The sequence below is a fragment of the Mycobacterium sp. E802 genome (assembly GCF_001666875.1).
GTDB lineage: Bacteria > Actinomycetota > Actinomycetes > Mycobacteriales > Mycobacteriaceae > Mycobacterium.
Genome location: NZ_LZJD01000033.1, coordinates 1 through 20,747, shown reverse-complemented (window position 1 = coordinate 20,747; position 20,747 = coordinate 1). Strand labels below are relative to the sequence as shown.

At 64.5% G+C, this 20,747-nt stretch carries 23 protein-coding genes and 1 riboswitch; of the genes, 12 read left to right on the top strand and 11 right to left on the bottom strand.

The features are described from left to right. Positions 1-8 precede the first annotated feature (8 nt). Genes A5699_RS04945 through A5699_RS04930 form a run of 4 tightly spaced genes read right to left on the bottom strand, consistent with a single transcriptional unit; the run spans position 9 to position 3,041 of the window. Positions 9-644, bottom strand: coding sequence for a TetR/AcrR family transcriptional regulator (locus A5699_RS04945; protein WP_067766258.1), 636 nt, complete (start codon positions 642-644; stop codon positions 9-11). 12 nt (positions 645-656) lie between these two features. Continuing rightward, positions 657-1,730 (bottom strand): dihydrodipicolinate reductase, encoded by a 1,074-nt coding sequence (locus A5699_RS04940; protein WP_067766256.1) that lies wholly within the window; start codon positions 1,728-1,730, stop codon positions 657-659. Between the two features lie 13 nt (positions 1,731-1,743). Then, the gene (locus A5699_RS04935) at positions 1,744-2,607 is read right to left on the bottom strand and encodes an SDR family NAD(P)-dependent oxidoreductase (RefSeq protein ID WP_067766254.1); all 864 of its coding nucleotides are present in this window, start codon (positions 2,605-2,607) and stop codon (positions 1,744-1,746) included. Positions 2,608-2,627: 20 nt separating this feature from the next. Then, positions 2,628-3,041 carry a hypothetical protein gene (locus A5699_RS04930; RefSeq protein WP_067766251.1) on the bottom strand — a complete coding sequence of 138 codons (414 nt, stop codon included), beginning with the start codon at positions 3,039-3,041 and terminating at the stop codon, positions 2,628-2,630. Between the two features lie 63 nt (positions 3,042-3,104). On the opposite strand from A5699_RS04930, the gene A5699_RS04925 reads away from it, so the two are divergent. Both A5699_RS04925 and A5699_RS04920 read left to right on the top strand, forming a co-directional pair. Next, a complete protein-coding gene (locus A5699_RS04925; RefSeq protein WP_067766246.1) occupies positions 3,105-4,226 on the top strand; it encodes a hypothetical protein in 1,122 nt (373 codons plus the stop codon). A 595-nt stretch (positions 4,227-4,821) separates the two neighbouring features. Continuing rightward, a complete protein-coding gene (locus tag A5699_RS04920; protein ID WP_231965585.1) occupies positions 4,822-5,115 on the top strand; it encodes a hypothetical protein in 294 nt (97 codons plus the stop codon). Positions 5,116-5,201: 86 nt separating this feature from the next. Here the strand turns inward: A5699_RS04920 and A5699_RS04915 are convergent, their stop codons facing one another. The 4 genes from A5699_RS04915 to A5699_RS04900 all read right to left on the bottom strand — a co-directional run bounded on the left by A5699_RS04915 (position 5,202) and on the right by A5699_RS04900 (position 8,895). Next, complete coding sequence (locus tag A5699_RS04915; protein ID WP_197508190.1) at positions 5,202-5,699, bottom strand: VOC family protein; 498 nt, start codon at positions 5,697-5,699, stop codon at positions 5,202-5,204. 234 nt (positions 5,700-5,933) lie between these two features. Then, positions 5,934-6,983, bottom strand: coding sequence for an ABC transporter substrate-binding protein (locus tag A5699_RS04910; RefSeq protein WP_067766238.1), 1,050 nt, complete (start codon positions 6,981-6,983; stop codon positions 5,934-5,936). 20 nt (positions 6,984-7,003) lie between these two features. Further along, positions 7,004-7,810 carry an ABC transporter ATP-binding protein gene (locus A5699_RS04905; protein WP_067766234.1) on the bottom strand — a complete coding sequence of 269 codons (807 nt, stop codon included), beginning with the start codon at positions 7,808-7,810 and terminating at the stop codon, positions 7,004-7,006. Further along, the gene (locus tag A5699_RS04900) at positions 7,807-8,895 is read right to left on the bottom strand and encodes an iron ABC transporter permease (protein WP_067766232.1); all 1,089 of its coding nucleotides are present in this window, start codon (positions 8,893-8,895) and stop codon (positions 7,807-7,809) included. Before A5699_RS04900 ends, A5699_RS04905 begins: the two co-directional genes overlap by 4 nt. A 63-nt stretch (positions 8,896-8,958) precedes the next feature. Next, a riboswitch (cobalamin riboswitch) is annotated at positions 8,959-9,150 on the bottom strand. Positions 9,151-9,265: 115 nt separating this feature from the next. Here A5699_RS04900 and A5699_RS04895 point away from each other — a divergent pair. Beyond that, a complete protein-coding gene (locus A5699_RS04895) occupies positions 9,266-9,745 on the top strand; it encodes a CAP domain-containing protein (protein WP_067766231.1) in 480 nt (159 codons plus the stop codon). Between the two features lie 19 nt (positions 9,746-9,764). Here A5699_RS04895 and A5699_RS04890 read toward each other — a convergent pair whose 3' ends face one another. Continuing rightward, entirely contained in the window at positions 9,765-10,082 is a 318-nt protein-coding gene (locus tag A5699_RS04890; protein ID WP_067766230.1) for a hypothetical protein, read from the bottom strand. Between the two features lie 175 nt (positions 10,083-10,257). Continuing rightward, positions 10,258-11,559 (bottom strand): TrpB-like pyridoxal phosphate-dependent enzyme, encoded by a 1,302-nt coding sequence (locus A5699_RS04885; RefSeq protein ID WP_067766229.1) that lies wholly within the window; start codon positions 11,557-11,559, stop codon positions 10,258-10,260. A 231-nt stretch (positions 11,560-11,790) separates the two neighbouring features. Here A5699_RS04885 and A5699_RS04880 point away from each other — a divergent pair, with 231 nt between their 5' ends. The 3 genes from A5699_RS04880 to A5699_RS04870 all read left to right on the top strand — a co-directional run bounded on the left by A5699_RS04880 (position 11,791) and on the right by A5699_RS04870 (position 13,189). Continuing rightward, positions 11,791-12,036, top strand: coding sequence for a hypothetical protein (locus A5699_RS04880; RefSeq protein ID WP_369806661.1), 246 nt, complete (start codon positions 11,791-11,793; stop codon positions 12,034-12,036). Positions 12,037-12,235: 199 nt separating this feature from the next. Then, positions 12,236-12,757 (top strand): hypothetical protein, encoded by a 522-nt coding sequence (locus tag A5699_RS04875; protein WP_067766224.1) that lies wholly within the window; start codon positions 12,236-12,238, stop codon positions 12,755-12,757. Positions 12,758-12,877: 120 nt separating this feature from the next. Further along, positions 12,878-13,189, top strand: a complete 312-nt coding sequence (locus tag A5699_RS04870; RefSeq protein WP_067766221.1) for a hypothetical protein — start codon at positions 12,878-12,880, stop codon at positions 13,187-13,189. Between the two features lie 58 nt (positions 13,190-13,247). Here the strand turns inward: A5699_RS04870 and A5699_RS04865 are convergent, their stop codons facing one another. Further along, positions 13,248-14,117: a hypothetical protein gene (locus A5699_RS04865; protein ID WP_157561089.1), complete on the bottom strand. Its 870-nt coding sequence runs from the start codon at positions 14,115-14,117 to the stop codon at positions 13,248-13,250. Between the two features lie 218 nt (positions 14,118-14,335). On the opposite strand from A5699_RS04865, the gene A5699_RS04860 reads away from it, so the two are divergent. The 6 genes from A5699_RS04860 to A5699_RS04835 form a co-directional block, all read left to right on the top strand. Beyond that, complete coding sequence (locus A5699_RS04860; RefSeq protein WP_067766216.1) at positions 14,336-15,187, top strand: alpha/beta fold hydrolase; 852 nt, start codon at positions 14,336-14,338, stop codon at positions 15,185-15,187. A 60-nt stretch (positions 15,188-15,247) separates the two neighbouring features. After that, the gene (locus A5699_RS04855) at positions 15,248-16,762 is read left to right on the top strand and encodes an MFS transporter (RefSeq protein WP_082957579.1); all 1,515 of its coding nucleotides are present in this window, start codon (positions 15,248-15,250) and stop codon (positions 16,760-16,762) included. Between the two features lie 266 nt (positions 16,763-17,028). After that, positions 17,029-18,201, top strand: coding sequence for an ABC transporter ATP-binding protein (locus tag A5699_RS04850; RefSeq protein ID WP_067766324.1), 1,173 nt, complete (start codon positions 17,029-17,031; stop codon positions 18,199-18,201). A 54-nt stretch (positions 18,202-18,255) separates the two neighbouring features. Then, entirely contained in the window at positions 18,256-19,440 is a 1,185-nt protein-coding gene (locus A5699_RS04845) for a spermidine/putrescine ABC transporter substrate-binding protein (protein WP_067766211.1), read from the top strand. Positions 19,441-19,444: 4 nt separating this feature from the next. Then, positions 19,445-20,320 carry an ABC transporter permease gene (locus A5699_RS04840; RefSeq protein ID WP_067766209.1) on the top strand — a complete coding sequence of 292 codons (876 nt, stop codon included), beginning with the start codon at positions 19,445-19,447 and terminating at the stop codon, positions 20,318-20,320. Further along, a partial coding sequence (locus A5699_RS04835) for an ABC transporter permease (RefSeq protein WP_369806660.1) occupies positions 20,317-20,747 on the top strand: 431 nt, incomplete at its 3' end. The genes A5699_RS04840 and A5699_RS04835, both read left to right, overlap by 4 nt.

The window sequence follows — 20,747 nt, the reverse complement described above, 5'->3', positions numbered from 1 at the left end:
CAAACCCGTCAGTGACCGCGTGGCTCGCTGCTGGCTTCGAGGTAGGTCGTCAGTACGTCGATGAATGTGGTGCGGTCACGCTCGGTGTTCAGCGGTGCAGGTGAGACCATCTGGGCAACGATGATGCCGCGCAGCATCGTCCAGATGAGGTTGCCAATTGCTGCGACGTCGGGCGCACTGAGGTCGGTGCCCAGATGCGCTCCGAGTTCTCTGAACTGTCGATCCACCGCTGCCAGTTGGGTATTGATCGCTCGGGCTCGTGTTCTGCGGGTCGAAATGAGTATCTCGAGTGCGGCCATTGATGTCGGGCTGGAGAATGCGGGCCATACGGCGTCGATGACGCCGGCCACCCGCCGCCTATGGGATATCCCGGCACGGGGTGGGGGTAGCTGTTCGATCACTTCAGTCAGTTGCCGCAGTCCAGCATCGACCACGGCCATCAATAAGCCATCCAGGTCGCCGAAGTGGTATTGCACGACACCCCAGGTGAGCCCGGCGCGTTCGGTGATCCGTCGCACGCTGGGCGCGGTGAAGCCTTCCTCCAGGATGTAACGGACGGTTTCGTCGATGACCGTCTGGCGGGTGCGATCGGCGCGCGGTTGGTTACCACTCGCTGGTCGTCTCGGTTTGGTCGCGTCAGCCATCGCCGCTGCCGTTCACCACATGACGCCGCGGGTGTGGTCCAGCGGGCGAAGGTCGTGGGCGGCCAGGATGCCGCCCGGCGCCCGGCAGACGGCGTCGATCGCATTGACCGCACGTGCCGCGGTGGCGATGACGCCGGCCTGGTTGTGGTCGGTGCCGACGCGGCCCACGTGGGTGTTGATCTCGATGCCGGGATCTCCTTCGACGATGACCCGGTGAACGCCGGGGTGGCCGTCGGGCGGGTACGCCCAGTCCGGTGCTGCCGCGTCGGTGAGCCGGTTGACGTGTTCCATGGTGATCACCGTCTGGCCCGCCCGCATACCGCGCACTCCGAACCGTACAGCGGCGACGTGTCCTGGGGCGACATTCATCATGGTGCATGAAATGGGTTCGGGCGTAACCCATTTCTCATGCCACTCTGTCACCTCGTCCAGCTCGACACCGAGGTCGGCGGCCAGGCTGCGCACCTGGATCCCCCACATCGACGCGAGCACTCCGGGGGCAAACAGGATCGGCTCATGCTCTGGTTCGGTACCGAATCCGAAGCTGGCGCCGGTGAATTCGGCGTCGTCGTAGCTGCCGTAGTCGAAGATCTCCTGCACGGTGATCGATGTCGCTCGCGCGGCCAGGCTCAGCGCCGTATAGGCCAGGGAGTCGCCGGAGTAGCCGGGGTCGATGCCGTTGATATAGAGCGTGGAGTCACCGTCGACGCATGCTTGTTTCAGTGGTTCGCGTAGCCATCCGTCGGTGAAGTCGGGTGCCACCAGCCAGACGAAAGATGTTCCGACCACATTGGTGCCCGATTGCAGGAACTGGATGATGTCTGCCATGGCATCGTGGGGTCTGGTCTCGGCCTGCGAGGTGTAGACGACACAGTCGGCCTGCAGGGCAACCAGTGCGTCGATGTCGTCGGTGGCGATCACCCCGGTGGGTTGCGCGATGCCGCACAGTTCGGCGGCGTCACGGCCGATCTTGTCGGGGCCGGACGCATGCACACCGACGAGTTCGAGGTCGGGGCGTTCGATGATCGTGCGAAGCGCGTGAACACCGACGTTGCCGGTGGAAAACTGGATGACGCGTGTGGTCATTTGATGAGGATCCTTACAGCAGGTCGGTGATGGTTTTCAGGCCGGCGTCATACAACACGCCGGGCAGCATGCCGCCATCGATCTCGATGGTGGTGCCATTGACGAAGTCGGCCTCTCCGGAGGCCAGGAATACCACCGTGCGTCCGACCTCCTCCGGCTCGCCGCCGCGCTTCATCGGCACGGCATCGAAGTACACCGTGCCGGTTGGATCATCCTTGGGCAGCACGAAGGACCGGAAGTTTTCGGTGATGGTGGGACCCAGGGCCACACAGTTGACGCGAACCTTCGGACCCCATTCCTGTGCCAGCGAGCGAGTGAGGTGATTGAGGCCGGACTTCGCCGCACCGTAGGACACCAGGGTAGGAGAACCGGCCGGATGCCCTGCGCCGCTGGAGATATTGACGATGCACCCAGTACCGTCCTGGGTCTGCATCTGCCGGTAGGCCCGGATGGCGAACCACAATGGGCTGATCAGGTTCATCTGGATCGCGAACGCATGGAACAACGCTGTGCGTTCGAAATCATCATCGGATCGCGGTGCGCCTTGGATCTTCGACACCAACTTCGGAATGTCATGAACGTGTGGTGCAGGCACGGTGCCGCCGGCGTTGTTGACCAGGATGTCGAGGCGACCGAACCTGTCAACAACCTCGTCCACAAACGCGTCGATCGCGTGGTGATCGCCCTGGTCGCAAACTAGTTGGGCCGAACGCTGCGCCCAGTCGGCGTTGTCGGAGGTTCCGGGCAATTCATCGAGGGCCGAGCGGGAACACCCAACCACCGTGGCCCCGGAGCGCAGCAGCTCGTGTGCTATGCCGACGCCGACGCCCCGGCTGGTCCCGGTGACAATGGCGACTCTGCCGTCGAGTTGGCCCATGTGTGGAATGCTCCTTTGCGCTAGGGAAGGTCCGTGGACAGAAATGTGATGGGCAGTCCGAGAACCGAAGTCTCGATCTCATCGAGCTGCCACCCGTCACCAGACCGGTGTTGACGGAAAGTGGTCAGAGCGCCGTAGCGGTGGGCCACTTGTTCGGCGCTCGGCGCGTCGTGCGTGCGCACGGCCAGTGTGTACACCCCGTCGCCGTGGCGGTCGAGGAAGTTCTTGACGGGGTTGCCCGGGTCCTCAGAGGTCGGCGTGACCAGTTCGATGCCGCGCGTCCAGTCGAGCAGCACACGCAGGCCGACATCGTCGAGGCCGAAATCGTCGAACAAGAAGCCTAATTCGGTGAAGAAGTCCACCGCCCGGTCCAAATGGTCCGGCGCCACCGCGATGACCGCATGATGCAGCGTGGGAGTTCGAAAATCGGCCATACAAGAAGATTACGCCTGTTATTTTTTTGGTGTGGACAGAACGACGAAACTCAGGGAGGCCCCATGACCACGACGACAGACAAGACCTACCGCGTTGCGGTGTGGGCCACCGGCGGGGTGGGTCGCTATGCGGTCCGCACCGTCTGCGACCGCCCCAACCTCGAACTAGTCGGCGCATGGGTGCATTCAGAATCCAAAGACGGACAGGACATCGGAACACTCGCCGGAATCGCCCCGGTCGGGGTGACCGCCACCCGCGACGCCGATGAACTGCTGGCACGCGGCGTCGACTGCGTCATGTACGCCGCACCCGCTGGCCCACGACCGGCCGAGGCACTCGCCGACTTCTGCAAGATCCTCGCCGCCGGCACAAACATCGTCACCACCTCCCTGCCCGGCCTGGTCTACGAAAAAGGTTCCCTTTCAAAGCGTTTCCTCGACCCCATCCGCGAGGCGACGGCCCTCGGCAACAGCTCAATCTTCTCCTCAGGCATCGAGCCCGGGTTCGGCTGTGACCTGTTCCCGATCGCGCTGATGACCATGTCACACACGGTTCACTCGGTCCGCGGAATCGAGATCACGAACTACTCCGAGTACCCCGTCGCATGGGATGTCCGCGAACTCTTCGGGTTCGGCCAAACACTCGACTACCAAGGTGGACTCAAACAACCCGGCGTCCTGCGCTGGGGCTGGGGCGCTGCCATCACCATGGTCGCCGACGCCCTCGGCGTGGAGTTCGATGAAATTCGGGAAACCTGCGAATTCCTTCCCACTCCGCGCGATCTGCACACCGCGTGCGGGTTAATTCCTGCCGGCACCGTTGGCGCCACCTACGCCAAATGCATCGGCGTGGTCGACGGAGTAGAGGTCATCAGCCTCGAGCACGTCGACCGAATGGCCGACGACCTCGCACCCCAGTGGCCCACCGGACGCACCGGCGCTACCGACGGGATCTGGCGGGTGATCATCGATGGCGAGCCCTCCTTCGACGGAGAATTCGAAGTCGGCCACCGGCCCGGCGAAAGCGCAAACGACCACGGCTTGCTCGCTACCGGTATGCGTGCCGTCAATGCAATCCCCTGGGTATGCGAAGCCCACCCCGGAATAGTCGACGCCCTGCATCTACCCCTGACCTCAGCAATCGGCTCCCTACGCCCGCACCGCACCGGGATCCCGGCATTCTGACACCGCGTCGAACACCGTCGCGCATCGCCGCGTTGCTCCCGCACCCGATTGGCGAAATACCCCGGATCTAGCATCGGCAATTCGCCTACTCGCCGATTGGGCATCGGTCAAACGAGAAAACTCAACGCCGCCCTTTGCAATCTATCGGTTCCGTGCAGGTCAGAGCCCGCTGACGGACACCCATTGATTGAGAAATGACACCAGGAACATCTTCATGCCCGACCATCAACCATCTCGTTCGTGGCGCGGCTGTGCGGATGTGTAAGCCGCATAAGCGTCGAGGCGTTGGCCACGCCGCCAAGGATCCAGTCGCGGCCCGCCGACATTTGGGGTTCGCACGTCAGGTACCCCGTCGGTCAATCGGTGGTGATGACTACTAGTGCCCCGCCGTCGCCTCTCCAATTGCGTCACAGTGACGATTTTCGAGAAGGTGCCTGTGTGTCAGATTCGCTTGCCGTACAGGCTTTTTCGATGAAGACGAGGCCGGGTTGAAGCCTGGCGGTCGGCTTCGGGTTCCGGCTGGTGATAGCGTCCCCGGTGAACGCAAGGAGCTGGCCGGATGGTTGTTTGGTTAAGGCGGATGAGGTGGCGAGCCGTGTCGCTGCTGCCTCTGGCTGCGACGCTGATCGCCGGCTGCGGTACCGATCCAAGCCGACCTGTCGCCTCGGATGATCCCGTGACGACGCTGCCGGTTCCGGCGAACATGCCGCCGTTCCCATATCCCAGCGACATTCCGCCGGTGTGGCTGCCCAGCGCTGTGCCCACTGTCCAGCTCCCGAGTGAGATCCCACGGGAGCCACTGCCGGCCGATGTACCGCAGGTTGAGTTGCCTGCCGAGATTCCCCGCGTTCAATTGCCCTCCGCGATCCCGCCTATCCCCTTCCCGTAAAGCGTTCTACCCCAATATATTTCGTCACTGTGACGAATGCCATTGGGGTAGAACGAGGCGGTCGTGGCGTTGCTCCAGACCCGTGTTCAAGAGGGCACGACCGATCGGTCATCGAACACCCTGAGGTCGAGCGGTTCGCCCAACAATTCCACCTGAATGCCGTCGGGATCCAGAACGCAGGCCACTGGAGCATTCGTGCGTGATGTCTTGATAGTGCGGACATCCGAGGCCAGTCCAAGAGATTTGAGCCGCCGCAGCGTCTCCTCGACGTCGACTTGAAATGACAGCACGCACATTCCTCGTTGAAGCCGTCGCACTCCCTCGGGTTCGCGTTCCGCGTCGAAACCGTCGATCTGCATCAACTCCACACACCCGGTGTTCGGTTCCCCTGCCACGCCGAGGAAGACGGTCCTGGTGCGATTGGTGGGCGCATTGAGCAGCGTGACCAGATCGGGCTCAACGACTGTGTCAAAGAGCGTTCTCAGCCCAATTCCGTCGCAGTAGAACCGCAGCGACGCATCCATATCCGCGGGGCAAATCGCGATGTGGTGAACAGCCACTCCGGTTGGTTCAGGCGCTGACATTCGCGGCTGCTCTCCTCCTGGCTCAAGGCCTCGAATCATGCTCATTCTCAATGTATTCCTACTTTGACACCGTGTCTTGAACAAGCTGCTGGGCGCGAGAGCAATTCGATTCTCGCCGGTATGCCGTCGAGCACAGCCATACCACCCTCGCGGACGCCCACTGTCTTGCGGTCCCGCAGATCGATTCGGCCAGGAAGGTGTGAGCCGGTGGCTGAAGCGACGCCCAGAGTGCGCTCACGCCAGCCAGTCGTTACCCGCAAGACCAAGTGATTTCACATCGAGCGTGGGCGTGATGTCGGATCTCGGTGCCAGGCCATGGTTTTCGAGTACCGACCGCAGTACCTCAGCGGCATCGATGTTGAGTGGGCTGGACACCCACATGGCGTAGGGCAGATTGATGAACCGGTTCTCCCGCACGGCCCTGAGGTTGCGGCTGGCCGGGTTGGACCGTAGGGCGTCGATCTTTTCCTCGACCGACTGACCCGGGTAGTCGACGAACGCGATCAGATCTGGATCGGCCGTGGCGATCCGCTCCCAGCTCACCGTGGTCCAGGTGTCGCGAACGTCCTCGGTGGCGTTGCGCGCACCGGCAGTGTCGATGATCCCTTGCGGCCCGCCGAACATCCCCGACGAGAAGACGGTGTCGCTGCCGCTGTCGAACAAGAAGACGGTCGGCTTCTGCTCGGGTTGCGGTGCAGCACGTAGCGTTTCGAGTCTCGCAGCCACCTCGTCGGCCGCGCGTGCGCCCTGTTCGGCGTTGCCGGTGATGATGCCGATGTTGCGCAGGTCGGTATCGAGCGCGAGCCACGGGTCCATCGTGCCGCGTACGCGCTCCCCCTCGACCTGCCGGCACGCCTCGGACAACTGGTAGACGCCGATACCGTGTCCGGACAGGATTTCGGGCGTGATCCCCCGGGCCTCCCCCATGCCGTAGTTGTATCCGGCGAACAGCACCTGTGGCTTTGCGCCGACGATGTTCTCCAGCGTCGGCTGCGTCGGCGCAACCTCGTTGAGCTCATCGACCTGCGAACCGTATTCCAATCGAAGCACGTCGACGTCACGTGCCATCGAGCTGACCGCGACCATCTGCTCGTGCGCACCGGCGGCCAGCGCGATGGCGATCATGCCGCCGTCGTTGACGAACAACCGATCGAGCGGCTGTTCATAACTGACCTCCTCGCCGCAGTTGGCGACGGTCACGGTGGACGACGCAGCGGACACCTCGTGCTGCGAGCCGCAGGCGGTGATCAGGCCAAGCGTGAGTGCCGCAACGGACCATTTCATCCAAAAGGTATGTGCCACAGTCATCTTCCGTCGGTGGTGTCGAACGCCGGATCGGCGTGGGTGAGCAGCAGGTGGGGACGTCTCGTCGTGGGATGGGTGATGACATCGCCGGCGACGTCGAACACCTCAGACAGCAGCTCGGGATCGAGCACCTCAGTAGGCGGTCCGTGCGCGACGAGCCCACCGGCAGCGACGACGGCGACCGCGTCGAAATGCCTCAGCACCAAATCCAAATCGTGCATGGCAGCGATGACCGTGCATTCGAGGGTGTCGAGAACCCTCATGAATCTCAGCTGCCATGCCGCGTCGAGATGATTGGTCGGTTCATCGAGCACCAGCACCGACGTCTGTTGGGCCAACGCGCGCGCGAGCACGACACGATGACGTTCACCACCGGAGAGTTCCGCGCAGGACCGGTTTCCCCAACCGCTCAGACCGACCGCCATCAGCGCGTCCTCGACGATGTCGTGCTCCTCACCCGCACCCGTCGACGACCACGGATTCCGGTACGGCGTCCGGCCAAGCCGGACCGCCTCGGTGACGGTCAGCTCGCCCGAGGGCCGCTCTTCCTGCCCGACGACGGCGACGGTGCGCGCCCGGCGCCGCGCGGGCATCCGATACACATCCTCCCCGTCGACCTGGATCGTTCCGGCCCGCGGAGCCTGCAGACCCGACAGCGCCCGCAGCAGGGTGGTCTTGCCGGCGCCGTTGGGTCCGACCACGGCCAGTCGGGTGCCGGCGGGAACGACCAGATCCACCCCGGACACCACGGTTCTCCCGCCGCGGCGACACACGACGGCATGCGCGCTGACCGTCGCGGCACTCACGTGCTGCTGCCGAATTCGTAGCGGCGACGGCCCATCAGGAACAGAAACACCGGCGCCCCGATCAGTCCGGTGACGATACCCAGGGGCATCTCCCGGGGTGCGGCCAGTTCACGGGAGATCACGTCGACCCACACCAGAAACAGCGCTCCGCCGAAGACCGTCACCGGCAGCATCGCGCGATGAGTGGCGCCCACGACGAGCCGCGCCGCGTGCGGCACGATGAGCCCGACGAACCCGATCCCACCGGCGACGGCGACCAGCACGCCGGCGAGCACCGCCTGCGCCACGAACAGGGCGTTGCGCAAGGCCCGTACCGGCACACCGAGCGACGTGGCGGTGTCGGAGCCGGCGGCGTAAGCGTCGAGCCACGAATGGATCAGCAACGCCCCGATCAGCGAGACCAGGACGATGACACCGGCGATCGGCACTTTCGCCCACGTCGCTCCGGCGACACTGCCGAGCAACCAGAACATGACGCTCTCGGCGGCATGCGGGTCACCGGTGGTGAATACCAGCAACGACGACAACGCCATGAATGCCGAGGACAGCACGACACCTGACAGGATCAGGCGAAGGGCGCTCAGTCCGCCCTGGGCGCGTGCGACGGCGTACACGGTGAGGGTGGCGACCAACGCGCCCAGCAGCGCCCCTCCGGACAACGCCCATACCCCCAACGCCGAGAGCACCCCGAGGGTCATCACCGACGTTGCGCCGACGGCGGCACCTGCGGACACCCCCAGCAGATACGGCTCGGCCAGCGGGTTGCGGACCAAGGCCTGCATCAGCGCGCCGGCTAACGCCAGACCCGCGCCCACGATCGCGGCCAGCATCGAACGCGGCAGGCGCAGATCCCAGACGATGACGTCGTAGGCCGAGTCGACCTCGATCCCGGCGATGACGCGGCCGATCACGGTGCGCCACACCTCGCCGATCGGGATGTCCTCCGCGCCGAAGGCGACCGAGACCACGATGCTCGCCAAAGTGAGTCCCGCGAGAATCGCGGTGAGCGGCGGGGCCGGAACGCGTCGTACGGTGGGAGCCGGTGCCCTGACCCCCGCAAGGGTTGCCTTCGGGGGCACGGTCATGGGAGGCCGGTGGATCGACACGCCTTGCCTTCGTCTGCCGGGGTATCTGTGCGCGAGATACACGTGGACTCAACCGAGGACGGCAGGTATTCGGACTTGGGATCATCCGAACTCGACGCCTTCCCAGAAGACCGCGAGGTGTTCCAGTGGCTTGTGCCGAGTCCGTCTCCCATACCGCTGCGCGCCAGTCCCGGATTCTCACCGGGTTCCCTGGCATCCGTTGGCACGGATGCGACCGACCTCGTCGAGGACACTACCAAGCCCCGGTCAGCAGACGGAATGGCCCGATTTCGACCATCGTGGGAAAACCCGTCGTAGGCTGTTTGCTACAGCAATAGCACTGCAACCCCTCTCTCCAGAGGCAACTACTATGACGAAACGCAGAATCGTCGCGGTCTCCTCGGAATGCACTGCGACTCTCATCGTCCTCGGTGCCGCTGCTGTCGTCGGGCCACCCGCGCGCGCAGACGATTTCGGGACTGCCTTACAAAGCCGCGTCGGCCAGCTTCGCCAGACCTGTCCGGGTCTCAGCGGCGAACCGAGCTTGAGGTTGGCAGCGCAACGGCACGCCGATGACATGCTGATGACCGGCGTGGGCGGCCATACAGGTTCCGATGGCTCTTCACCGCAAGCCCGTATCGCGGATGCGGGCTACAACGCCGGGTACACGGGTGAAATCGTGTACTGGGGTACCGGATCGGCAGCCAGTGTGGCCGCAGCGCTCGACGCGTGGATGAACAGTCCCCCGCACCGGGACGTCATCCTGAATTGCAGCTACACCGCAGTCGGCTTTGCGACAGCCATGGACAGCAACAAGATGACTGTGGTGGGTGACTTCGCGGGAGCATAAGCCGGGGTCGGTCGTCCACTCAGCGGCTGCACATCAGGTCGACATACGCGGTGGTGTAGCGCACGAGGTTGTTCACATTGCCCACCGGTCCGCGTTGCACCCAGGAGTGCTTGACGTCAGTGCCCTGGCGCACCGCCGTCACGGTGCACTGATCCATCGGCGCATTTCCGACCTTGTTGAGAATGACTTTGAAACCTTGGGCTTCCAGATCGCTGATCGTCGCTTGGGCCGAGGTCTGCCCTGTCGGTGCCGCCACCGCCGGCGCGGATGACGCGAGAGCCAAACCTGCCGCAGCCGAGGCGACGGCAACGATCTTCACGAACGTATTTTTCGTCATCTGAGCCCCTTTCGGCCGATCACCAGCCGCTCCGTGTGGGTGCGGCGTATAGGTCCAGGCTAGAGACGAATACGGCTGGTGGCCGGAACTCATACCCAACGCATAATTAGCTGCAGCACAAGCTCATAGACGCTTCACATCGAATTCAGACACAACGGCCGACAACGGTGACAGCTCAGAAATTGCCGTCCAGGAATTCGGCATACGCCGGCAGGTCGAGTTGGCCGTGTCCGGAGAGCCCGATCACCACAACCTGTTCGGCTGAGTTGTCGGCCACGTGCGCCGCGGCGGCGGCGATCGCATGAGTGGATTCGGGCGCGGGCACGATTCCCTGGGTGCGGGCGAACAGGACGCCGGCAGAGAACGCATCGTGCTGCGAGATCGCGATGCCATCGACCAGTCCGAGTTCGACGGTGTGACTGAGCGCCGGTGCCATACCGTGATAACGCAGCCCGCCCGCGTGGATCGGATCGGGTACGAAATCCATACCGAGCGTGTGCATTTTGAGCAACGGTGTCAGCCCCGCCACGTCACCATGGTCATACCGGTACTCCCCCTGTGTGATCGACGGGCATGCGGCGGGTTCGGCGGCGACGATCTTCGGGTTCGAGCGGCCATGGATCTTCTCGCGCAGGAACGGGAATGCCAGGCCGGCAACGTTCGAGCCGCCACCGGCGCAGCCGAAGACGACGTCGGCACCGTTCGGTTCGACCGCGGCCAACTGGGCGACGGCTTCCAGACCGATGACGCTCTGGTGCAGCACCACGTGGTTCAGCACGCTGCCGAGGGCGTAACGGGCGTCCGGATCGGCTGCGGCGACCTCGACCGCTTCGCTGACCGCCATCCCGAGGCTGCCGGTGGTGTCGGGACTCTGGGCGAGGATGGCACGGCCCGACTCGGTGAGCGTCGAGGGGCTGGAGTGCACCGTGCCGCCGTAGGTGCGAATCAGGTGACGTCGGTACGGTTTTGACTCGTAGGACGCCCGGACCTGCCACACCTCGATCTCGAGGCCGAACTGCGCGCCGGCGAACGCGAGCGCACTGCCCCACTGGCCGGCGCCGGTCTCGGTGGTGAGTTTGCGAACACCGTCAATGCTGTTGTAATACGCTTGTGCCACAGACGAATTGGTCTTGTGGCTGCCGACCGGGCTGACACCCTCGTACTTGACGTAGATATGCGCCCCGGTGTTCAGCGCCTGCTCGAACCGCCGGACCCGAATCAACGGTGCCGGGCGCCACATGGCATAGATCTCGCGCACGGCGTCCGGGATCGCGACGTAGGGCTCGGTGGATACTTCCTGCGCGATCAACCCGCTCGGAAACAGAGCTGCGAGATCGTCGGGCCCCACCGGCTCTTTCGTCGCCGGATGTAGGTGGGGTGGAATCGGCCGGTCCAATTCGGCGGCCAAGTTGTACCAATGCGTCGGCACCTCGACGGTCACCAGATCCGGATGGGCAGCGTCGGCGTGCAACGTCATGCCGACACTGTAGTGGGTCCGCTCATACGCCCTCAACAGGTGCGTTTCGCCAAGTAGACCCTTGTTTCGGCCGGTCTCAGCGCGCGTCGACACACATGCTTTCTCCGGGGAGGTTTATCCCTTGCCGGCCTCGGCTAGCCAACGTGTCCGTGAGATTCATCCGCATACGGATTGGAGGTCTACGGCATGAAGATCACAAAGGTTCTTGCAACCACGGCTATCGCAGGTGGAATGGCTGCCGGTGCGGTCGGACTGAGCGCGGCTACCGCCGGCGCCGATCCGGCGTGGGCGCCGGCGCCCGATCAGCCGATGCTCGCGACGGCGCCGCCACCGGGGCCCAATCCCGGCAGCCCGCCTGCGTGGGCACCTCCGGCGCCCGCGCAACCGGCATGGGCCGCGGGTAACCCGCAGGTCTGGGATGAAGGTTGGCACCACTGGGGCGTGTGGATGAACGGCGTGTTCGTCCCGACGTTCTGATCGGCACCGACCCGACCTCCGCCATCGCCGGCGTACGGCGGTGTCGGAGGTCGCTTCGTATGCCGATGGGACCCACGATGCATTCCTTCACCAATGCCAGATTCACCGTTGAATCTCGGATACAGAGCTGTATATTAGGTGTGCGTTACGCCACATGAGTCCGTGGTCGGCGCTCCGCTCCCATAAGTGAAGGACTGCAATGGATCTCGTTGACCGCATCGCCAAACATCGCCGTATGGCCGAGAGCTACCGTGACAAGTACGTGTTGCGGAAGGTTCAGGAAGGCGAAACGTACGACGAGTGGGAGTTCACCGACGACGCGGTGTACACCTCCCCCTATTTCGTGGCGGGGCAGGAACTCGTCCTCAAAGATGTGGCAACCTCTTTCGACGTCGCCGCCACGGTCGAGGCCAAGGCGTACTCGGTGGTCTTTCCGGATTGGAAGCCTGTGGACCACAAGTTCTGGCCGGCCGAGAACGGTCTTGTCATGCGCTACCGCTGGGAAGGTACGACGGCCGAGGGTGAGACGATGGGCTTTTACTCCATCAGCTTCATCGACACCAACGACGACGGGCAGATCACTCACTGGTCGACCTATGTCAACGATGAGGAGTACGGCCCCTTCCTGGAGAAGGCCATCGGTGCCCGTGGCCCGTTCCACGGTGACGAGTACATGGAGGCGCTGGCCCGCCACTTCGAAAGGCACAACCTCACCTGGTGAACGAAAAAAACTGATGCACAGTCGGCGCCAATACTCGACACAGCGCCGGCACAACTGCCCGAAATAGCGTTGCTCTCCGTGCGGCACCGTTGTCGCACCAGGGAGAAACGGAGTAAGGCAATGCGTTTCAAGAACACCGTAGGCGTCTCGACGATGGCGGCGGGCATCGGGGTGGCGGCACTGCTGGGCCTCGGCATCGGTACGGCCAGTGCCGATCCCGGCCCCGGGCCCGGCTGTGATCGCCCCGGTGCGCCCTGCGACAACCACAACAATCGAGGTCCCCAGGCCGAGGAGTGGCACAATCGCGGCATTGACCAGGGACGGCGCGACCATCAGCCGTTCGACTGGAACGGCCAACGGGTGACGCCCATGCCGGCCGGCGACGGCCACGGCTGGGGCTTCTGGTTCCTCGGTACCTGGATCCCGCTGTAAGGCAACGTGACCCGTGGTGGGGTACTCGAATGGGAGTGCCTCACCGCAAGCGCCGTGCTTACCTGGGCGTGGCGCACACCGCTTTCACCGCACCGTCCATCGCGGTGGCCGCGGTCCAGTGGGCTTGATCTGCCGGCTGAAACGTCGAAAGCTTCGCGGCATAGTTGTCCACGTATTTCGACTGTGCGCGGAGCAAATTGACGAGAAGCGGGTCTGTCGCCTTGTCGGACAAGCGCCGCAGTTCGGCCGCCTCCTCGCGCATAACCGGGACCACGGCCATCGTGATGGACCGCTGTTTGGGCGTCCAGCGCGCGGCCGGCACGCCGTGATCGGTCTTGGCCCATGCCCGCTGCCTGCCGTCGAAGCCGGCACTGGCCCGTTGCCACTGAACGCAGATCGGGTCCGGCTTCGCGGCCGCGAAGGCCTGGGCGGGGCGGGCGCCGGCCTGGTCGCTTGCTGCCGATGAAACCGGCTCGGCAGGAATGGTTTTGGTTGACGGCGGCGAAGTGGGGGCAGACGCGGCCTGCCCCTCTTCGTTGTTCGGCAGCGTGACCGCCAGAACACCACCGACGATCAGCACGGCAGCAGTGGCGGCGCCGACGGCCTTCCATGTCCGCGACCGACCTGTCGCCAGACAGGCACCCGAAGGCCACCGGCTGCCGCTGCCGAGCGCGACGTGGAACGCGGCGTCGGGACGGGCGCGCAACTCGGCGACGGCCACTTCGACGGCCGCGGTGGGCGTGCCCAGATCGGTGAGCGCCTTGACGAACCTGGCGACCGAGACGAGGTCGCGGCTGTAGAGGTTCTCCGGTGGTTGCATCGTGGGCAGAAACCGCGCCACCAGATCTTCCCGCAACTGAGACGCTTGGGCGATTTCCGCCGCGGTGAGCCAATGCCCCGGAACGTCTTCTGTGCCAATCCCTGTCATCAGGTGGTCCTTCCCGCGCGCATCTCATGATTGGTATCGCACTTCGTCGATGCCCTGCAACCGCTCAGCACCTGATCAACGCCACATTGCGATCACAACTGAGCCACCGGCAGATCACGGCCGCAACCGTCCACACGTGCCCGGCCGGGCTTGGCATGATGCGGACATACTGCTGCGCAGTCCGGTTTCGTCATGCTTCTACTGAACGAAGGTGCGTAATGGATCAGTACCGTCGCGGGGAATTCGTGTTCGACGTCATCGATGATGGGCCCGCCGACGGCCCGGTGGTGGTCTTACTGCATGGGTTCCCACAGCAGAACACGAGTTGGCTGCCGATCATCTCGCTGCTCACCGCGCAGGGATTCCGGTGCCTCGCCCCCAACCAGCGAGGTTATTCCCCCGGTGCCCGGCCACTTCGCCGTCGGGACTACCGCGCATACGAACTTGTGCAAGACACCCTCGCGCTGATCGACGCCAGTGGTGCCGAGCGGGTGCATCTCGTCGGTCATGACTGGGGTGCGGCGGTCGCCTGGAGTGTGGCGGGCCACGCCCCCGAGCGGTTGGCGTCGTTGACCGCACTGTCGGTCCCGCACCCGATGGCGTTCCTGCGGTCTCTGCTCACCAGCCGGCAAGGCCTGGCGTCGTGGTACATGTACGTCAACCAAGTGCCGCGACTGTCCGAATGGCTCATGCTCGGCCGTGACGGCAAGGGAGCGGCAGTCACCAAATCCCTGATCCGCAGCGGACTCCCGCCCGAAGCCGCTGCGCGCGACACCCGGTCGATGATCGAACCCGGCGCGTTGACTGCCGCACTCAACTGGTATCGGGCGATGCCGCTGAGCCGGTCGGGCCTCGGCTCGGCGCCGCCGAAGATCACGGTGCCGACGTTGTATGTGTGGAGCGATCGCGATATCGCGATCACCGCCAAACCCGCGCACGACACCGCCCGGTATGTCAGCGGTCCGTACCGGTTCGAGACTCTGACCGGTGCCTCCCACTGGCTGCCGGAGGAGAAGCCGGCAGAGATCACCGAGATGTTGTTGCAGTGGTTCGCGGCGCACCCACTCTGAGCGCATCGAGGTTCACCGCGCCCGCGACGATGCACCCCGTGTGTAGGCCGAGCGCGGACGATGACCATAATCGACAAACATCAAGGTGAGCTAACGATCGGAGCGGACGTGGCGAGGACCGAGACTGACCGGTCCGCATCTCCCGCTCCCCTGCGGCATCCTCACCCCGGCCTGTTGATCGCCGGTTTGAGCCTGGTGGCGCTGACCGTCGCCGTCCTGCAAACCGCGGTGGTGCCCATCCTCGGCATCATCGCCCGGCAATTGAACACCTCGTCGGTAGCAGTCAGCTGGGCCGTCACCGCCAACCTGCTGGCCGCGGCGGCTTCGACCCCGTTGATCGGCCGGCTCGCCGACCTCTACAGCAAGAAACGCGTTCTGCTCGGTGTGCTGGTGGTCGTGCTGGCGGGTTCGGTGCTGGCCGCGGTGACCGCATCGGTACCGCTGCTGGTCGCGGCCCGCGTGCTGCAGGGTGCCTCGTATGCGCTGTATCCCATCAGCATCGCGATCCTGCGCGAGGAACTCGCCGAGGAACGACTGGTCGGGGCGATGTCGGTGTTGTCCGGAACGCTCGGTTTCGGCGGCGGCGTCGGCCTGGTGGTCACCGGCGTGCTGATGACCGGCGATGCGGGTTATCACCGTGTCTTCTGGCTCACCACGGCGTTCACGGTCGTCGTCATCGCCGTCGCGATCATGGTGGTACCCAACCGTCGGCCCGCGGCCGGCGGCGCGATCGACTGGCTCGGCGCGGTCGGCCTGGCGATCGGTTTGTCGGCGGTACTGCTGGCGATCACCCAGGGCAACTCGTGGGGCTGGATTCACCCCGGCACCCTGGCCTTCCTGATCGGCGGCGCGGCCACGCTGATCGGCTGGTGGTGGTGGGAGCGACGGGCGGCCGATCCCCTGGTCTCGACGAGCATGCTGGCTCGACGACCCATCCTGCTGACCAATCTGGCCACCGTCCTGGTCGGCATGGGACTCTACTTCGCATTCCTGGGCCTCACCCAGTTCGTGCAGATGTCGCGCGAGGCCGCCGGGTACGGGTTCGGCGCCAGTGTGCTGCAGGCGAGCGTGTACTTCCTGCTTCCCGGCGCGCTCACCGGTTTCGTGGTGGCGCTCGTCAGCGGCCGCTACATCGACCGATACGGCGCCCGGAAGGTGCTTGTGGTCGCAGCGGTCGCCGGCATCGGGGGGTTCGTCATGCTCGCGGTGGCGCACGACCGTCCCTGGCAGGTGGTGCTGACCGGGGTCCTGGCCAACGCCTACATCAGTCTGGGATACGGGGCGTTGCCCGCACTCGTCGTGAGCGAGGTCGACGCCACCGAGACCGGCATCGCGACAAGCATGAACGCCATCGCCCGCACCATCGGCAGTTCCATGGCGGCGGCGGTGGTGGCGGTGCTGCTCGGCCATCAGATGGTGCCGTCCGAGATCAGCTTCGTGACGATCTTCGTCGCCGGCGCGCTGACCGCTGCGCTGGCGATGGCGCTCATCGCGGTGTCGCGGGCTCCGGACCGCCACGACGAGACCGTCCACAGCCTGTCCGAATCCCGTGCGATGAACCACGAGTGGGGTTGATCGAGAACTCCCCGTTTCGTGTCGGAGCGATCGGATCGGCTGCGAAACTTGTAGCGCGTCGCCGGCGCGGTGTCGATCGCCAGCGATGGAATCGCGCAGTTCGAGCCGGGTCAAACGAAGGATTCCATTGTAAAAATGTTAAATCGTTGCGGAATCGCTTGCGAAGGTCGGCGGAATCGGCGATTGTTTACCGACAGCTCCCGCGGCTGCACTTGAGGAGGAGACCGCTGACCGGCCCAGACATCACCGCCGTCGACAACCCGACAATCCAGGACGACGCGCCACGCGCCAGTGGAACGCCCGTCATCGAGATCGACCATGTCACGAAACGGTTTGGTGATTATGTGGCGGTCGCCGATGCGGACTTCTCCATTGCCTCCGGCGAGTTCTTCTCGATGCTCGGCCCGTCGGGCTGCGGCAAGACCACCACCCTGCGCATGATCGCCGGATTCGAGAGCCCGACCGAGGGCGCCATCCGGTTGGAGGGTGCCGACGTCTCGCGCGTGCCCCCGCACAAACGCAACGTCAACACGGTGTTTCAGCATTACGCGCTGTTTCCGCACATGACGGTGTGGGACAACGTCGCCTACGGCCCGCGCAGCCGCAAGAAGTCCGCCAGGAAAGATGCCGCCGAGATCAAACGCAGCGTCGACGAGCTGCTCGAAATCGTGCGGCTCACCGACTTCGCCAAGCGCAAACCCGGCCAGCTCTCCGGGGGCCAGCAGCAGCGCGTGGCATTGGCACGCGCCCTGGTCAACTACCCCAGCGCCCTGTTGCTCGACGAGCCGCTCGGCGCGCTCGATCTCAAACTGCGCCACGCGATGCAGTTCGAACTCAAACGCATCCAGCGCGAACTCGGTATCACGTTCATCTACGTCACCCACGATCAGGAAGAAGCGCTCACCATGAGCGACCGGATCGCGGTGATGAACAACGGCAACGTCGAGCAGATCGGCAGCCCGACAGAGATTTACGACCGGCCGGCCACGGTGTTCGTGGCGAGCTTCATCGGGCAGGCCAACCTGTGGCCGGGCCGGCAGACCGGGCGGGCCAACCGCGACTTCGTCGAGATCGAGGTGTTCGGCACCACGCTCAAGGCCAAGCCGGGCGACACCACGATCGAGGCCGGTGGCCACGCCACCCTGATGATCCGTCCTGAACGCGTGCGGGTGTCCACGGATCAACCGGGCGCAGCCGACGTCGTATCAGTGCCCGGGACCGTCAAAGATCTGACCTTCCAGGGGCCGGTGGTGCGGCTTTCGGTTGCCGCACCGGACGATTCGACGATCATCGCCCACGTCGGTCCCGAGCAGGACCTGCCGCTGTTGCGCCCGGGTGACCCGGTGCACGTGAGCTGGTCACCGGAGGCGTCGCGCGTGCTGCCCGCCGCGGACATCCCCACCACCGAAGATCTCGAAGAGATGCTCGACGATACGTAACCGCCGCTCGCCATTCCTCTCGACGACAGCGTCCGACCCCACCGAAAGGCCGCCATGCCCGAAAACACCGATCCGCGACTGCTTTCCCGAAACCGTACGTCTCGGCGCCGATTCCTCGGCGGCGGCGCCGCGGCCGCCGCCGCCCTGGCCCTGGGCCCCTCGATCCTGGCCGCGTGTAGCTCCGGGGAGCAATCCAGCGCACCGTCCACCTCGGCCGAACCTGACGACGGCGCACCGGCCAGCGGCCTGCTGCGGGTTTCCAACTGGCCGCTGTATATGGCGCCCGGGTTCGTCGAGGCGTTCCAGAAAGCATCGGGCCTGCAGGTCGACTACAAGGAAGACTTCAACGACAACGAACAGTGGTTCGCCAAGGTCAAGGAGCCGATGTCGCGCAAACAGGACATCGGTTCCGATCTGGTGGTACCCACCGAGTTCATGGCCGCCCGCATCATGAACCTGCACTGGCTCAATGAGATCCGTGACTCGCGGGTGCCCAACAAGAAGAACCTGCGGCCTGATCTGCTGAACTCGAAGATCGACCCGGGTCGCAAGTTCATCGCCCCGTTCATGTCGGGCATGGTGGGTCTGGCCTACAACAAAGCCGCCGCCGGTCGCCCGATCACGAAGGTCGAGGATCTGTGGGATCCGGCCTTCAAGGGCCGCGTGAGCCTGCTGTCGGATCTGCAGGACGGCGTCGGCATGGTCATGCTCGCGCAAAACAACTCGCCCGAGGATCCCAGCACCGACGCCGTCAAGAAGGCCGTCGACACGATCCGGGAGAACAAGGACAAGGGCCAGATCCGCAAGTTCACCGGCAACGATTACGCCGAGGAGCTGGCGGCGGGCAATGTGGTTGTCGCCCAGGCCTATTCAGGCGACGCCGTGCAGCTCAAGGCGGACAACCCCGATATCGAGTTCATCGTGCCCGAGGCCGGTGGCACCTGGTTCATCGACACCATGGTGATCCCGTACACCACGCAGAACCAGAAGGCCGCCGAGGCGTGGATCGACTACATCTACGATCGGGCCAACTACGCCAAGCTGATCGCCACCACGCAATTCGTCCCGGTGCTCTCGGACATGACCGACGAACTGGGCAAGATCGATCCCGCGATTGCCGGCAACCAACTGATCAACCCGCCCGCCGCGATGCTGGACAACCTCAAGTCGTGGGCAGCGCTGACCGACGAACAGACCCAGGAGTTCAACGAGCTCTATGCCGCCGTGACCGGGGGCTGACCCCGTGGCAGGCGTAGCCACCAGCGGCCGGCGGCGCAGCAGGATCGCTCCGTACCTGATGATCCTGCCGGCCCTGGCTTACCTGGGCATCTTTTTCGTCGTCCCGTTTTTCTCGCTGGCGCGGACCTCACTGTCCACCTCCGGCGGGTCCATCTATCTTCCGACACTGACGTTCGACTGGAATTTCGGCAACTACGCCGACGCATTCAGCCACTATCAGGATCAGATCGTGCGGTCTTTCGGCTACGCCCTGGCCGCCACCGTGCTGTGCGCAGTTCTGGCCTTCCCGCTGGCCTACGTGATCGCCTTCAAGGCCGGCCGGTACAAGAACCTGATTCTGGGACTGGTGATCCTGCCGTTCTTCGTCACGTTCCTGATCAGGACGCTGGCCTGGAAGACCATCCTGGCCGACGACGGGTTGGTGGTCAGCGTGCTCGGCTCGATCGGGTTGCTGCCCGGCGAGGGGCGGTTGCTCTCGACGAGCTGGGCGGTGATCGGCGGGCTGACCTACAACTGGATCATCTTCATGATCCTGCCGCTGTATGTCAGCCTGGAGAAAATCGATCCCCGGCTGATCGAGGCATCCAAGGACCTGTACTCCTCGAATCGGCGCAGCTTCACCAAAGTGATTCTGCCGCTGTCGATGCCGGGCGTCCTGGCGGGCAGCATGCTGGTGTTCATCCCGGCGGTCGGTGACTTCATCAACGCCGATTACCTGGGCAGCACCCAGACCACGATGATCGGCAACGTGATCCAGAAGCAGTTCCTGGTGGTCAAGGACTATCCCGCGGCCGCCGCACTGAGCATGGTGCTGATGGGCATCATCCTCGTCGGTGTGCTGCTCTACACCCGCGCTCTGGGGACGGAGGATCTGGTGTGACCGCCACCGCGATCGACGCTGCGATCAACCCGCCACAACCCAAGGCAGTCAAGGGATCCCCGAAATGGGGCGACCTGGTCCTGCGGCTGGTGGCCGGGTTGGTGTTGCTGTACCTGTTCCTGCCGATCTTCGTGATCGTGCTGTTCTCGTTCAACGATCCGTCGGGCAAGTTCAACTACACCTGGCAGGGTTTCACCCTCGACAACTGGGCGCACCCGTTCAAGTATCCGGCGTTGACCGAGGCGCTGAAGTTGAGTCTCAACGTCGCTGGGGTGTCGACGGCGATCGCCCTCGTGTTGGGCACCCTGGTGGCCATCGCCCTGGTGCGCCAACGGTTCCGCGGCCAGAAGGCCGTCGACACCTTCCTGGTCCTGCCGCTGACCGCGCCGGAGGTCGTCATGGGCGCCTCGTTGCTGACACTGTTTCT